This is a genomic window from Stutzerimonas chloritidismutans (assembly GCF_038562055.1).
Classification (GTDB): domain Bacteria; phylum Pseudomonadota; class Gammaproteobacteria; order Pseudomonadales; family Pseudomonadaceae; genus Stutzerimonas; species Stutzerimonas chloritidismutans_A.
Genome location: NZ_JBCFXD010000008.1, coordinates 176,374 through 189,649, shown reverse-complemented (window position 1 = coordinate 189,649; position 13,276 = coordinate 176,374). Strand labels below are relative to the sequence as shown.

General features: G+C 62.6%; 14 protein-coding genes. 10 read left to right on the top strand and 4 right to left on the bottom strand.

Going from position 1 to position 13,276, the window contains the following annotated elements; genetic code table 11:
• Positions 1-396: 396 nt before the first annotated feature.
• Positions 397-1,278: a pseudouridine synthase gene (locus AAGW23_RS14240; RefSeq protein ID WP_342407069.1), complete on the bottom strand. Its 882-nt coding sequence runs from the start codon at positions 1,276-1,278 to the stop codon at positions 397-399.
• A 290-nt stretch (positions 1,279-1,568) separates the two neighbouring features.
• On the opposite strand from AAGW23_RS14240, the gene AAGW23_RS14235 reads away from it, so the two are divergent.
• The 5 genes from AAGW23_RS14235 to AAGW23_RS14215 are packed head-to-tail and all read left to right on the top strand — an operon-like array spanning position 1,569 to position 7,757.
• Positions 1,569-3,380 (top strand): thiamine pyrophosphate-requiring protein, encoded by a 1,812-nt coding sequence (locus AAGW23_RS14235; RefSeq protein WP_342407068.1) that lies wholly within the window; start codon positions 1,569-1,571, stop codon positions 3,378-3,380.
• Positions 3,377-4,486, top strand: a complete 1,110-nt coding sequence (locus tag AAGW23_RS14230) for an enolase C-terminal domain-like protein (protein ID WP_342407067.1) — start codon at positions 3,377-3,379, stop codon at positions 4,484-4,486. Before AAGW23_RS14235 ends, AAGW23_RS14230 begins: the two co-directional genes overlap by 4 nt.
• 10 nt (positions 4,487-4,496) lie before the next feature.
• A complete protein-coding gene (locus AAGW23_RS14225) occupies positions 4,497-5,468 on the top strand; it encodes a hypothetical protein (RefSeq protein ID WP_342407066.1) in 972 nt (323 codons plus the stop codon).
• On the top strand, positions 5,468-6,109 hold the full coding sequence (locus AAGW23_RS14220) for a gluconate 2-dehydrogenase subunit 3 family protein (RefSeq protein WP_342407065.1): 642 nt from the start codon (positions 5,468-5,470) through the stop codon (positions 6,107-6,109). The genes AAGW23_RS14225 and AAGW23_RS14220 overlap by 1 nt, the downstream gene beginning before the upstream one ends.
• The gene (locus tag AAGW23_RS14215) at positions 6,099-7,757 is read left to right on the top strand and encodes a GMC family oxidoreductase (protein ID WP_342407064.1); all 1,659 of its coding nucleotides are present in this window, start codon (positions 6,099-6,101) and stop codon (positions 7,755-7,757) included. Before AAGW23_RS14220 ends, AAGW23_RS14215 begins: the two co-directional genes overlap by 11 nt.
• A 10-nt stretch (positions 7,758-7,767) precedes the next feature.
• On the opposite strand, the gene AAGW23_RS14210 is transcribed toward AAGW23_RS14215, so the two are convergent.
• Together AAGW23_RS14210 and AAGW23_RS14205 are read right to left on the bottom strand one after the other, a co-directional pair.
• Positions 7,768-8,034, bottom strand: a complete 267-nt coding sequence (locus AAGW23_RS14210) for a PepSY domain-containing protein (RefSeq protein ID WP_342407063.1) — start codon at positions 8,032-8,034, stop codon at positions 7,768-7,770.
• 106 nt (positions 8,035-8,140) lie between these two features.
• Positions 8,141-8,500, bottom strand: a complete 360-nt coding sequence (locus AAGW23_RS14205) for a copper-binding protein (RefSeq protein ID WP_342407062.1) — start codon at positions 8,498-8,500, stop codon at positions 8,141-8,143.
• 163 nt (positions 8,501-8,663) lie between these two features.
• Here AAGW23_RS14205 and AAGW23_RS14200 point away from each other — a divergent pair, with 163 nt between their 5' ends.
• Genes AAGW23_RS14200 through AAGW23_RS14185 form a run of 4 tightly spaced genes read left to right on the top strand, consistent with a single transcriptional unit; the run spans position 8,664 to position 11,264 of the window.
• Positions 8,664-8,972, top strand: a complete 309-nt coding sequence (locus tag AAGW23_RS14200) for a PepSY domain-containing protein (protein ID WP_148926840.1) — start codon at positions 8,664-8,666, stop codon at positions 8,970-8,972.
• On the top strand, positions 8,972-9,277 hold the full coding sequence (locus AAGW23_RS14195; protein WP_342407061.1) for a PepSY domain-containing protein: 306 nt from the start codon (positions 8,972-8,974) through the stop codon (positions 9,275-9,277). The genes AAGW23_RS14200 and AAGW23_RS14195 overlap by 1 nt, the downstream gene beginning before the upstream one ends.
• On the top strand, positions 9,277-9,942 hold the full coding sequence (locus tag AAGW23_RS14190; protein ID WP_342407060.1) for a response regulator transcription factor: 666 nt from the start codon (positions 9,277-9,279) through the stop codon (positions 9,940-9,942). Before AAGW23_RS14195 ends, AAGW23_RS14190 begins: the two co-directional genes overlap by 1 nt.
• The gene (locus tag AAGW23_RS14185) at positions 9,939-11,264 is read left to right on the top strand and encodes a sensor histidine kinase (RefSeq protein ID WP_342407059.1); all 1,326 of its coding nucleotides are present in this window, start codon (positions 9,939-9,941) and stop codon (positions 11,262-11,264) included. Before AAGW23_RS14190 ends, AAGW23_RS14185 begins: the two co-directional genes overlap by 4 nt.
• A gap of 17 nt (positions 11,265-11,281) precedes the next feature.
• On the opposite strand, the gene AAGW23_RS14180 is transcribed toward AAGW23_RS14185, so the two are convergent.
• Positions 11,282-11,497 carry a hypothetical protein gene (locus AAGW23_RS14180; protein WP_102837874.1) on the bottom strand — a complete coding sequence of 72 codons (216 nt, stop codon included), beginning with the start codon at positions 11,495-11,497 and terminating at the stop codon, positions 11,282-11,284.
• A gap of 314 nt (positions 11,498-11,811) precedes the next feature.
• Here AAGW23_RS14180 and AAGW23_RS14175 point away from each other — a divergent pair, with 314 nt between their 5' ends.
• The gene (locus tag AAGW23_RS14175) at positions 11,812-12,681 is read left to right on the top strand and encodes a helix-turn-helix transcriptional regulator (RefSeq protein ID WP_342407058.1); all 870 of its coding nucleotides are present in this window, start codon (positions 11,812-11,814) and stop codon (positions 12,679-12,681) included.
• Positions 12,682-13,276: the final 595 nt, after the last annotated feature.

Here is a 13,276-nt window from a genome sequence, read left to right as displayed (position 1 = left end):
GGAAATCTTGCAGCGCGGACAGGTGGTTTTGGTGTGCGCGAGCCAGCGTTAAACGCGCCCTCGCGCTTCCACTGCGGGAATTCAACGCTGTAGGTGCGAACCTCACGCGTCAGCTCCCTGAGTTTGGCACTGGCAGACCGCCGATCAGCGAAAGCGTATGGATGCGGGTGCGGATGCGTAACAGCACCTCGCTCTTGATAATGATGCCAGCGCCAGAAAACAGCGTTTGATCCAGAAAAGCATCGCAGGCCAGCAATCGCGGCCGCTTGCGCAGTTTCTACAGCGTCGAGTGATTGTCCAAATTATCGCTCATGACGTCCGCAGCCCAGATCCACGGGCAAGCTCGTGCCTACAAACAGAAGAACCGTGCCGCCTACCGTGGGCTAGCGGAACGGTCTACCAATCCAGCTGCAAGCAGCTCTCGAAACAACGCCGTTCGCCAGTAAGCGGATCTCGAAATTCCAGGCCACGCGCCAGCAGTTTGAGCGGGTTGGCGTAGTCATCCTGATCGCGGCGGCCGCGTTCCAGCAGCTCAGGGTAGAAAGGGTCGTTGCAGATGCCCGCCCCCAGCGAGGCCATCTGCAGGCGCAGCTGATGCTTGCGGCCGGTGACGGGATAGAGCGCATAACGCCAAAGCTCGCCGCGCTTTTCGAGCACCTCGATGCGGGTCTCGCTGTTGGGCTCGCCATCGCCACGCTTCATCAGGAAGAAGGGTTCACCGTCGACCATGTGCAATCGTTCGCACCGCGGGAATTCGAGGTCGGGCAGCGCCGGGCAGATCGCTTCGTAGCGTTTGTCGATTTTGCGTTCACGGAACAGCGCCTGGTAGCGGCCGCGACTGTCGGGACTGGTGGAAAAGAGCACCAGCCCGGCCGTCAGCCGGTCGATGCGATGGATCGGCACCAGATTGGAATTGCCCACCCGCTTGCTCAGGCGCGCCAGCAGGGTCTCGTTGACGTAATCCCCAGCCGGCATCACCGGCAGGAAATGCGGCTTGTCCGCCACCAGCAGGTGCTCGTCGAGGTGCAGGATCTGCTCCTCGAAGGGGATCGGCTTCTCGTCCGGCACCTCGCGGAAGTAGTGGACCTTCAACCCGACCTGATAAGGATGCGTCGCCGTCAGCGGCTGCCCGCCAGCGCCGAGCACACGGCCTCGCGCGAAGCGATCGGCCCAGGTGTCGCGATCAATCGCCGGGAAATGGGCACACAGGCAGTCGAGCACGGTCGCCCAGTTGCCTAGGGGGAGATGCAGTGTGCTGCGTGCGTCTGGGGCGGGCATGGGCATAACGACTGTCTGAACCAAGAGCCGGCATGATACTTCAACAGCGCAGCCGGCCCTCACGAAGCCTTTGGTCGCGATGCTGTTCGATTGCTGATCTAGCAGCGTCCGCTCCCGGCGCAATGTGCGCGCTCGTCTGTTCAAACGCCGTCGTCGGAAACCCTCCCGCACACCTCCGGTCCAGAATTAGAACAGCCAGGCACAGGGGCTGCGCAGCGCACGACAGCAGCTGGATTACGGCTCCAGGCCCATGTGTCAGAACGCTTACGCCCAGACCAAGCGAGGATTTCATGGCAATGACAGTCGGTGACTACGTAATCGAACGCCTTTACCAATGGGGTGTGCGTCGCATTTATGGCTACCCCGGCGATGGTATCAACGGTGTGTTTGGCGCGTTGAATCGCTCCAATGAAAAGATCCGTTTCATTCAGGCACGACACGAAGAGATGGCGGCCTTCATGGCCTCAGCGGACGCCAAATTCACCGGAGGCCTTGGCGTTTGCATCGCCACGTCCGGCCCAGGTGCAGCCCATCTGATCACCGGTCTCTACGACGCCCGTCTCGACCATATGCCGGTGCTGGCGATCACCGGCCAGAAATCCCGTACCGCGTTGGGCAGCCACTACCAGCAGGAAATCGACCTGCCGGCGCTGTTCAAGGATGTGTCCGGTGCGTTCGTCGAGCAGGCCAGTGCCCCGGCGCAGGTTCGGCACCTGATCGACCGGGCGATCCGCACGGCGGTGGGCGAGCGCAAGGTTGCCACCATCATCCTGCCCAGCGACCTGCAGGATGCCGAATACAGCGAGCCACCGCGCGCTCACGGAGCCGTGCATTCCGGCATCGGCTATACGCGACCGAAGATGGTGCCGTATGAAGCAGATCTGCAGCGCGCTGCCGAGGTACTCAACGCGGGCGACAAGGTGGCCATTCTGGTGGGCGCTGGCGCGTTGAATGCTACCGACGAGGTCATCGCCGTGGCCGAGAAACTCGGGGCCGGCGTCGCCAAAGCGCTGCTCGGCAAGGCTGCGATGCCCGATGATCTGCCGTGGGTCACCGGTTCTATCGGCTTGTTGGGCACCGAGCCGAGCTACAAGCTGATGACTGAATGCGACACGCTGCTGATGATCGGTTCGGGCTTCCCATACTCCGAATTCCTGCCCGAGGTCGGAAAAGCTCGTGGTGTTCAGATCGACCTCAAGGCGGACATGCTCAGCATCCGTTATCCCATGGAAGTGAATCTCCAGGGCGACTCCGCTGAAACCCTGCGCGCGCTACTGCCGATGCTGCAAGAGAAGACCGAGCGCAAATGGCGCAAGCGCGTCGAGGAGTGGCGAATGGACTGGGAAAGCGTGCTGGAGAAACGTGCCATGGTCGAGGCCAATCCGATCAACCCGCAGCGCGTCGCCTTCGAGCTGTCACCTCGGCTGCCGGATTACTCGATCATCACCAGTGACTCGGGGTCCTGCGCCAACTGGTATGCCCGCGATGTGAAGATGCGCCGCGGCATGATGGGCTCATTGTCTGGCGGGCTGGCCTCGATGGGTGCAGCGGTGCCCTATGCCATTGCCGCAAAATTTTCCCACCCGGACCGCCCGGTAGTGGCGATGGTCGGCGATGGCGCCATGCAGATGAGCAACATGGCCGAGTTGATTACCGTCGCTAAGTACTGGAAGGAATGGCAAAACTCCCAGTGGATCTGCTGCGTGTTCAACAACGAGGACCTCAACCAGGTCACCTGGGAACAGCGTGTGATGGAGGGCGACCCGAAATTCGAGGCGTCGCAGGATATTCCCAACGTGCCCTACCACCGCTTCGCCGAGTCCATCGGGCTGATGGGCATTTATGTCGATCGGGAGGACCAGGTGGCGGCAGCCTGGGACAAGGCCTTCGCGGCGGATCGGCCAGTGGTGATCGAGTTCAAGACCGACCCGGATGTCCCACCACTGCCACCGCACATCAAGCTGGAACAGGCAAAACAGTATGCCTCCGTGCTGCTGCACGGCGATCCCGACCAAGCCGGCATCATCAAGCAGTCGGCCAAACAGGTACTGAGCAAGGTGCTGCCTGGGCACAAAGCGGACAAGGGCAAGGACCGGGAATGATTGCGCGGCCGGACGCCGCCATCCGCGACGTGCGGGTGGCGGCCTACCGCATCCCGACCGATGCGCCCGAGGCCGACGGCACCCTGCAATGGAACGCCACCACGTTGATCGTGGTCGAGGTAGAGGCCGCTAAGCAGACAGGGCTGGGCTACACCTATGCCGACGCATCGTTGGTGCGGCTGATTGCGGATCATTTTCGCGGCCTGCTCGACGGTGCCGATGCGCTCGCCATCAGCCAGCTCAACGATCAGCTCTGGGCCAGCGTGCGCAACCTGGGCCGCTCCGGCCTCGCAGCCTGCGCGATCTCGGCGGTGGACACGGCGCTTTGGGACCTCAAGGCGCGCTTGCTGGAGCTGCCCCTGGCGCAACTGCTGGGCATGCGCCGTGAGCACGTCGCGGTCTATGGCAGCGGCGGCTTCACCAGCTATGACGATGCGCGCCTGCGCGAGCAGTTCAGCCGCTGGGTGCAAGAGGACGGCTGCCGCTGGGTAAAGATGAAAATCGGGACCGATGCGCAGCGCGATGCCGAGCGGGTACGGGTGGCGCGGGCAACCATTGGCGAGGCCGGGCTGTTCATTGATGCGAACGGCGCGCATACGCCGCGCAGCGCCATCGCTTTCGCCCACCGCATCGCCGAGCAACAGGTCGGCTGGTTCGAAGAACCGGTCAGCTCCGACGACCTGGCCGGGCTGCGCCAGGTGCGTGAAGCCATTGGTGCTGGCGGGCAGGCAATGGATGTCGCAGCAGGTGAATACGCTTACACGCCGGACGACTTTCGCCGCCTGGCCGAGCACGGGGCGGTGGATGTGCTGCAGGCGGACCTCACCCGCTGCGGCGGCGTGAGCGGCTTTCTGCAAGCAGCCGCGCTATGCGAGGCCTTTCACCTGGACCTGTCCGCACACTGCGCTCCGTCGCTGCACCTGCATGCCTGCTGCGCCGCACCGCGCTTTCGACACCAGGAATGGTTTCACGATCACGTCCGGCTCGAATCCATGCTGTTCGACGGAGCGCCACGGGTTGAAAACGGCAGGATAGCGCCGGACCTGACAAAGCCGGGCCACGGCCTGACGCTACGCGAGGCCGATGCTCGCCGCTACGCAATCTGAAGAGGATCTTATGGTTTCACGCACGCAACTCCGGCTGCTGGCTGTTGGCGCGACCACCGCGCTGGGGGTCGCGGCGCTGAGCTGGCAGAAGCACGAGAAACGCGGGCGCGGCCTGTTGTTCCGCCCGAGCGAAGGCACCATGGTCGATGCGGCGCGTACGCTGAACCGCGGCGCGGGTTTGCTGGCCACGTCGGTGGCGCTGGACAGCGCGCTGGAGCACTACCGTGGCGACTTCCAGAACCACGCCATGTACACGCCGCTAGTCACCTCCACGCTGTCGATGCTGGCGAGCACCCACGGTCAACAGGATCGCAAGGCAGCCGCGCACAAGGTCCGCGATCCGGTCTACCTGTTCGCCGGGCTGACGGGGGTGGTCGGCACCGGGTTTCACCTCTACAACGTCACCAAACGGCCCGGCGGACTGAGTTGGGGCAACCTCTTCTATGCTGCACCGCTGGGCGCTCCGGCAGCCCTGGTGCTGTCCGGCCTGCTCGGTTATTACGCTGAGCGATTGCGCAACGTCAGTGGCGATGCGGTGCCGCGGGTGTTTGGCCTGCCTGCGGGCAAGTCGGTCGCACTCATGGCTGCCGGTGGGCTGCTCGGAACTACGGCCGAGGCCGGGCTGCTGCACTTTCGCGGCTCTTTCCAGAACCCGGCCATGTACCTGCCGGTGACCGCCCCGCCGCTTGCCGCCGCCCTGCTGGCCACCAGCGCCCTGACCAGTCCGCGGCGCAAGCGGCTGCGCTGGGCATCGCGCCTGCTGCTGCGCTTTACCGCGTTCATGGGCTTCGCTGGCGCGGGGTTTCACGCCCTGGGTATTGCCCGTAACAACGGCGGCTGGCGCAACTGGCGACAGAACCTGCAGGCCGGCCCGCCGCTGCCGGCACCACCGAGCTTCACCGGCCTGGCGCTGGCCGGGTTGGCTGCGCATTCGCTACTGGATGAGGAAAAAGAGCTCGCTCAATACCGATGGTGGACATGATGAGCAACCGTTACCCCGATTACGATGTGCTGCGCAAACGCCAGGGTCCGTCGTGGAACGAGCCGAGCCGTCGAGTCGTTGATCGCCGACTGGCTGTGCCACGCGAGAATGCTTTTTTCAGCGCGACGCAGCGACGCACGCTGGAAGCCTTATGTGATCGCATCGTCCCGCAACCAAAGGATCGCCCACCAATACCGGTCGCCGCGCTGGTGCAACTCAAAGTCGCTGAGGGTCGTGGCGATGGCTACCGTGACGCACGCTTGCCGCCGTTGCAACAAGCCTGGCCGCTCGGCCTCGACGCCCTCGACAGCGATGCGCAACTGCGCCATCAGCGCGGCTTCGCTGAGCTGGCTGCAGCAGAGCAGGATGCGCTGATCACCGCCATGCAGCGCGATGAACTGAAAGGCGACGCCTGGCAAAACGTACCGGCCGCCGTCTTCTTCAGCCACCGCGTGGTGCACGACATCAGCGCCGCTTATTACAGCCACCCGACCGCCTGGAACGAGCTCGGCTTTGGCGGCCCGGCCAGCCCACGTGGCTACGTGCGCCTCGCCGAAGACAGCCGCGACGGCTGGGAAGCGGCCGAAGCCCATCCCGGCGCAGAAGCCAAAGCCAGGAAGTTGAACCGCCATGTCCGCTGATTCCCTACTCGACGCCCTTTACCACCCACGCGGCGGCAACGGTCGCGCACCGGACGTTTTTCATCGCAATGGCTGGGTGCCAATGCGTGAATACCCAGAGCACCAGCCAGTGGACTTCGCCATCGTCGGCACCGGCGCGGGGGGCGGCACCCTCGCCTGCAAGCTGGCCGAGGCCGGCTTCTCGGTGGTCGCTTTCGACGCGGGTGCCTGGTGGAGACCCCTGGAGGAGTTCGCCTCGGACGAAGCGCATCAGGAAAAGCTGTTCTGGACCGACGAGCGCCTCTGCGATGGCGACAACCCGCTGAAGCTCGGCACCAACAACAGCGGCAAGGCGGTCGGTGGCAGCACGATGCACTTCGCCATGGTGTCGCTGCGCATGCGGCCGGAGTGGTTCAAAGCGCGTTCGCTGCTCGGCTATGGGTTCGATTGGCCCCTCGGCTGGCAGGAGATGTGGCATTACTACGAAGAGGTCGAGCAGGCGCTGAAGATCGCGGGGCCGGTGCGTTACCCCTGGGGACCGAAGCGCCCCCGCTACCCCTATCGACAGCACGAGGTCAACGCCTCCGGCCTGGCACTGGCCAAGGCTTGTGAAGCCATGGGCGTGGACTGGTCGCCAACGCCGCTGGCGACCCTCTCGGCACCACGCGACAACGCTCCGCCCTGCGTATACCGCGGCTTCTGCGTTACCGGGTGTTCGACCAACGCCAAGCAGAGCGTGCTGAACACCTGGATTCCACGCGCGTTAAACGCTGGTGCGGAGATTCGCGATCTGGCCATGGTCGGCCGCATCGAAATGGACGCCGACGGCCTCGCCAGCGGCGTGCACTACCACCGCAACGGCGAGTGGTGCTTCCAGCGCGCACGGCATGTAGTGGTTGCCGGCTACGCCATCGAGACGCCGCGCCTGCTGCTCAATTCGGCTAATGCGCGCTACCCCGATGGATTGGCCAACAGCAGCGGACTGGTCGGCAAAAATCTGATGGTGCACACCAATCAGGCGGTTTGGGGGCGCGTCGACGAAGAAATCCGCTGGTACAAGGGCCCGCCCTCGCTGGCGGTCACCGAGCACTGGAACTACGAGGACCGCGGCAAGGATTTTCACGGCGGCTACGCGGTCATGAGCCAAGGCCCGTTGCCGGCGGCATGGGCCGCTACCCAAACAGGTAACCACGGGCTCTGGGGTCAGGCGCTGGTGGATGAAATGGCCCACTACAACCATCAGGTCGGCTTGAAGATCGTTGGCGAAACATTGCCAGAGGAAAGCAATCGCGTCTCTCTCGCCGAAGAAAAGGACCAGTACGGGCTACCCATCGCGCGGGTCACCTGGTCAATGGGCGATAACGATCAACGCCTGGTGGACCATTCCATCGACTTCATGCGCCGAGGCCTGGAAGGCATAGGAGCGCAGAACATCTGGAGCGAAGCGGACGGTACGGCGCATCTGATGGGCACCGTGCGGATGGGCAGCGATCCTGCTACCAGCGTGGTCGACGCAGATTGCCGCAGCTGGGACATCCGCAACCTGTGGGTCTGCGACGGCTCGGTATTTCCCACTTCAGGCGGGGTGAACCCGTCGCTGACCATTCAGGCCATCGCCTGCCGTACCGCAGACCGCATCAGTGAACTGGCGGCCCGCGGTGAGCTGTAGAGTTCGACGATTAGTCGAGCTCATCCAGCATGATTTTGCCGGTCGTGCCTTCCATCTGGAACTCGTACTTCTTGCCGTCGGCTTTAAGGCCGGTGCCTTCCCAGCTCTTGTCGTCGACTTCAAGGCTATGCAGCTCGGTGTAACCGGCGGCCTTGGCCTTTTCCATGGCCTGTTCGAAGGTAATCCAACCTGCGCCAGGCTCATCCGCCAGCGCAACGCCGCTCGCGGAACCCAGTACGGCAATAGCGAGCGCAGCAGTCATTTTCTTGTGATACATGATTGATCCTTACTTCAATGAACATGGAGGGCCGCGCCGCGGCCCTGTTCATAGGAGGCGGATCATCCGCTCAAGGTTCAGTCCGAAACCCTCTGGAATAGGCGTTTCAGCGCTTGTCGATGGACACCAGCGCGGCTTCGTCGTCCTCTGCCTGAAAACTGATGCGCACGTGGTCACCCACCTTCAATCCTTCAAGCTGCTCGCGGCGGGCATGAAAATCCATCGTCGCCGCCGGCCACTTGAGAGCGGGAACAGCCTCATGGGCGATGGTCACAACGCCCTTGTCCGGGCCGATGGCTTCAATACGGCCTTCGGCGTGCACTACCGGTTCGGACACGATGTCGGTGGCCGGGCCGCCGTTGATGGTTGGCGAATCGCCCCGAGTGGACGGCTTGAGCAGGTCTTGGGCGAATACGGGTGAAACGAGCAGAGACAGGCTCACGGTGACGCAGTGAAGCAGCTTCATGGCAGACCTCCCGAAACCTATAGACGTACGTTGAATTGGACAATGCGTACGAGGTAAATGCTGGCGGTCACCGTCGCCTTGCGCCGCAGCCAGCCGTTCAGTTTCGCGTAAGCCGCGCCTCGTAACCTGTGAATCGTCGAAACCCACACAGGAAAACGAAACCATGAAAACACTGACTACTCTGATCACTGCAGCCACCCTCGCCCTTGGTGCCAACCTGGCCATGGCCCGCGACCTGGGACCGGACGAAGCATTGAAACTGCGCGATGCGGGCACCATTCAATCGTTCGAGAAACTAAACGAAGCCGCCCTTGCCAAGCACCCTGGCGCCACCATCGATGATACTGAACTGGAAGAAGAGTACGGTCGCCACATCTATCAGGTTGAATTGCGTGACGACAAAGGTGTGGAATGGGATGTAGAGCTCGACGCCAAGACCGGCGAAGTCCTCAAGGACCATCAGGACGACTAATGCGACCCGCCATTCTTTTCACCCTTCCGCTGGCCCTGCTGCTCGCTGCCACCCCGGCGGCGAGCCGCGACCTCGATCAGGATGAAGCCCTGCGGCTGCGCCACGAGGGCCTCATCCTGCCGCTGGAGCGGCTGTTGCGCCACGCAATGGAGCGCCATCCCGGCGCTCGCTTGCTGGAAGCCGAACTGGAAGAAGAGGATGGCATCTACGTATACGAAATCGAATTACTGACGGCAGACGGCGTTGCCCGCGAACTGGAACTGGACGCGCGTGACGGGCGGCTGCTCAAGGATGAAGAAGACTGATGCGCCTGTTATTGGTCGAAGACAATGTGCCGCTGGCCGATGAGCTGATCGCCACCCTTACGCGCCAAGGCTACGCCACCGACTGGCTGGCCGATGGTCGCGACGCCGACTACCAAGGCAGCAGCGAACCCTACGATCTCATCGTTCTGGACCTGGGCCTGCCTGGCAAACCGGGGCTCGAGGTGTTGCGCGCCTGGCGCGGGCGAGGCCTGGCAACGCCGGTGCTGATCCTGACGGCTCGCGACTCGTGGGCCGAGCGCATAGACGGGCTCAAGGCCGGTGCCGACGATTACCTGACCAAACCGTTTCACCCTGAAGAACTGCTGCTGCGTATTCAGGCGCTGTTGCGGCGCGCCCATGGCGTGGCCAACCAGCCTCTGTTGCAAGCAGGCGGGGTCGCGCTGGACGAAGCACGCCAGCGCTGCCACAAGGATGGGCATGACATCGAACTGACCGCCGGCGAGTTTCGCCTGCTGCGGTATTTCATGTTGCACTCCGGTCAGCTGGTGTCGAAAACCCAGCTGGCCGAGCATCTTTACGACGGCGAAACCGAGCGCGACTCCAACGTGATCGAAGTGCACGTCAATCGGTTACGCGGCAAGCTCGGTCGCGAGCTGATCGAAACCCGCCGCGGCCAGGGTTACCGCTTCGGCGGCGCCGCTTGAAGTCGATTCAGCGCAGCCTCAGTGTTGGTCTCATAGCGGTGCTGCTGCTGGTTGGACTGCTGTTGGTCCAGAGCAGCCTCTGGTTGTTCGAGTCAGGCCTGCGGCGCAACCTGGCCATCGATCTAAGGGAAGAAACCGAAGGCCTGTTGATGGCCGTGGTGCTGGGGCCGGAGGGGTTCGTGCTCGATTCGAGCCGGCTCAACCCGCGTTATCAGCGTGCATTTTCCGGACACTATTTCCGCATCGACTTGCCAGCCCGCAGCTGGCGATCCCGCTCACTGTGGGACGCCGAACCAAACTGGCCAGCAGCCAGTGGCCTGGCCGACGACCTGTTGGACGGCCCGCAGGATCAGCGACTTCTGGCGTACCGAGCCACCTATCGTCGCGACGGGCAAATCATCACCATCAACGTGGCGCAGGATTACACGCCCATCCTCAAAAGCTTCGCCCAGGTCAGGCTCGGTGGCTTGGGATTGGTCGCCCTGGCCCTCCTGGTCTTACTGCTGCTGCAACGCTATGCGGTCAAGCTCGCCATGCGCCCGCTGGAACGCGCGCGCCAGCAGATTGCGCAGCTGCAGCAGGGGCAGCGTCAGCAATTGGACATTCAGGCACCCGTCGAGCTGCAACCCCTCGTGGAGCAGATCAATCATCTGCTGGCACACACCGACGACACCCTGAAACGCTCACGTCATGCGCTGGGCAATCTCGGTCACGCGCTGAAAACGCCGCTGGCGGTGCTCGGCAGCCTGGTCAGACACGAGGAACTGACAGCGCATCCAGAACTGCAGCGCAACCTTGAGCAACAGTTAGAACAGATTCAACAGCGTGTCAGCCGGGAACTGGGCCGCGCTCGCCTGGCCGGTGAGGTCCTGCCTGGCAGCTACTTCGATTGCGCCAAAGAGCTTGCGCCGCTGTTCGAAACGCTGAGGATGATCCATCGCCGAGACCTCAACTTGCGGTGGCATACGCACGATAACTGCCGGCTGCCGTGGGACCGCGAGGACATGCTCGAACTACTCGGCAATCTGCTGGACAACGCCTGTAAGTTCGCCCGATCAGAGGTGCGGCTGCAGATCGAGCAGCTTGGTGCCGGTTATGTCATTACGGTCGATGACGACGGGCCGGGCATCCCCGAAGCGCGTCGCGACGCGGTGCTAGAACGCGGAACTCGCCTCGATGAACACGCAGAAGGGCACGGCCTCGGGCTTGGCATCGTGCGCGATATCCTGGCCGCCTGGCGGGGTGAACTGTCACTTGAGCAGAGCGAGCTTGGAGGGCTGTGCGTACGCATCCGGCTTGGGGTAAACAGCCAAAGATCGTAGCGGTGAAGCGAGGTGAGTTACTGGACGCGCGCCAGTTCGTTGCGCATGTCTTCCAGGATGGTCTCGACCAGCAGACCGTTCTGAACATGCCGGCCCGCCATCACCCGAGTGGCCTCGGTGCCGTTGAGCGGATACCCGACACGGACCACAAGGTAACCGTCTTCTTGCGGTTCTACGCGGGTCTTGTAATCAGCCGGAAAGTTTTCGGCAAGGTGACGGGACAGGGTTTTCATGGGGGCCTCGTGCGCTGGGTCTGAAACAAAGACCCTGCTTTGCACTCGGGATTCCAACCACTCATCGGATGACCGTCCACGATCACGAAACTGTAAACACCCATCACTTCCGTTCGTTGGCACCGTAGGCAAGCCAAGCCAGCACGGCCATCCCGGTAAAGGCAGTGAGCGAAAAAATCAGCGCATTCAGTAACAGGCTCATGGGCGTTCCTCTATCTGCTCGCTTGAAGTACGCCCTGAATATATGTAGCGTCGCACGACACGTCGAGTCACCCGATAGTCGCACGTAAACTTTTCCACCAGGTGGGGCACGCATGAAACGCAAGCAATCGATCAGTCAGGTTCGCTGGGATCTGGCACTGCGTTACCGGTTGATCGAGACGATTGCCTGGTGGGAAGGCCGCCTGACCACGGGCCATCTGATGCAGAGTTTTGGTATCAGCCGGCAACAGGCCTCCAAAGACATCAACACCTACCTGAACGAACATGCACCGAAAAACCTTACATATGACCGTCACCTGAAGGGCTACAAGCCGAGCCAGCACTTCGAGCCGCTGTTCATTGATGGCAGCGCCAGCGCTTATCTGCACCTGCTCGACCAGAACCGCGACCGCGCCCCACACATTGAGGGCCTGGCCTTGGCCTATGCCCATACAGAAGTGCTGCACATGCCCGACCGCAGCATCCGACCCGAGGTGTTACGCCCGATTCTCAAGGCCTGTCGTGAAGGGCTACGGCTGGAAACCGAGTACGTATCCCTCGCCCATCCGGACGTCGAGATCAGGGTGATGGCGCCGCACACGCTGGTATTCACTGGCACCCGTTGGCATGTGCGCGCCTATTGCGAGAAGAACCGGGGCTTCCGCGATTTCGTCCTCAGCCGGTTTCGCGGCGAGCCGGATCTGATGGATCCAAGCGAGAACAGCGCCGAGCAGGATGAGGCCTGGAACACGCAGGTGGATGTAGTCATCGAGCCGGATGTGCGGCTGAGCGCTGAGCAGAAGGCAATCATCGAAACCGACTACGGGATGCAGGACAGTGAACTGCGCATCGCAACGCGAGGGGCGCTGGTGCAGTACGTGTTGCAGCGGTATCAGATCGATCCGAATACGGTGCTGGCCAATGCGGCGGCGCAGCAGATTCAGGTGAGGAATCTGCAGGGGTTGAAGGGGTGGTTGTATTGATGGGGTTGGCGACTCTTACCGCTTTTCGTAGGAGCCGAGGGGGACGCCGAGTCGTTGCTCGCGATCAGGCGCAGACCTGCTCGTACGACGTAGCGCCCTTCTCAGCCCGACCGGAAGGTTGCGCCTTGCACGGCGCCTCGCTGGCTTTCGCTCCGAGCTCACACTCGATTGGCCCGGCTGGCCGAAGCATTGGTTTCGCCCTGCTGGGCGAGTCACTTTTTCCAAACGCCGAAAAAGTAACCAAAAACGCTTGCCCCTGCACCGGACTAGGCGTCCCCGGTTCGCTTCGCTCGACTTCCCTCATTCCATCGCTACTCCGAGGGTCGCCGCGCAAGGGCCATCCCTGCCGACGGCGGCCCCGACCCTTCACGGCTCTCGCGGCATCCATGCCGCTCGCCCCTCTGCGCAGCGATTCCATTCGGCCTCCTGAAAGGGGCGTTCGGCGGCGTCTGGTAGGTCGTGCGATGGAAAAGCAGAAAGGTGTATCAACTCAGGGCTGCATAACCAACTTTGAAAACTCCGTAGGGTGGAAAACTGCGAAGCATTTTCCACCGCAATCGACGCAGCGTTTGGTATCGAACTTTGCCGACGAAAA

Coding starts and splice junctions, on each gene's coding strand:
- AAGW23_RS14240 (WP_342407069.1), bottom strand. CDS start 1,278: ATGCCCGCCCCAGACGCACGCAGCACACTGCATCTCCCCCTAGGCAAC.
- AAGW23_RS14235 (WP_342407068.1), top strand. CDS start 1,569: ATGGCAATGACAGTCGGTGACTACGTAATCGAACGCCTTTACCAATGG.
- AAGW23_RS14230 (WP_342407067.1), top strand. CDS start 3,377: ATGATTGCGCGGCCGGACGCCGCCATCCGCGACGTGCGGGTGGCGGCC.
- AAGW23_RS14225 (WP_342407066.1), top strand. CDS start 4,497: ATGGTTTCACGCACGCAACTCCGGCTGCTGGCTGTTGGCGCGACCACC.
- AAGW23_RS14220 (WP_342407065.1), top strand. CDS start 5,468: ATGAGCAACCGTTACCCCGATTACGATGTGCTGCGCAAACGCCAGGGT.
- AAGW23_RS14215 (WP_342407064.1), top strand. CDS start 6,099: ATGTCCGCTGATTCCCTACTCGACGCCCTTTACCACCCACGCGGCGGC.
- AAGW23_RS14210 (WP_342407063.1), bottom strand. CDS start 8,034: ATGTATCACAAGAAAATGACTGCTGCGCTCGCTATTGCCGTACTGGGT.
- AAGW23_RS14205 (WP_342407062.1), bottom strand. CDS start 8,500: ATGAAGCTGCTTCACTGCGTCACCGTGAGCCTGTCTCTGCTCGTTTCA.
- AAGW23_RS14200 (WP_148926840.1), top strand. CDS start 8,664: ATGAAAACACTGACTACTCTGATCACTGCAGCCACCCTCGCCCTTGGT.
- AAGW23_RS14195 (WP_342407061.1), top strand. CDS start 8,972: ATGCGACCCGCCATTCTTTTCACCCTTCCGCTGGCCCTGCTGCTCGCT.
- AAGW23_RS14190 (WP_342407060.1), top strand. CDS start 9,277: ATGCGCCTGTTATTGGTCGAAGACAATGTGCCGCTGGCCGATGAGCTG.
- AAGW23_RS14180 (WP_102837874.1), bottom strand. CDS start 11,497: ATGAAAACCCTGTCCCGTCACCTTGCCGAAAACTTTCCGGCTGATTAC.
- AAGW23_RS14175 (WP_342407058.1), top strand. CDS start 11,812: ATGAAACGCAAGCAATCGATCAGTCAGGTTCGCTGGGATCTGGCACTG.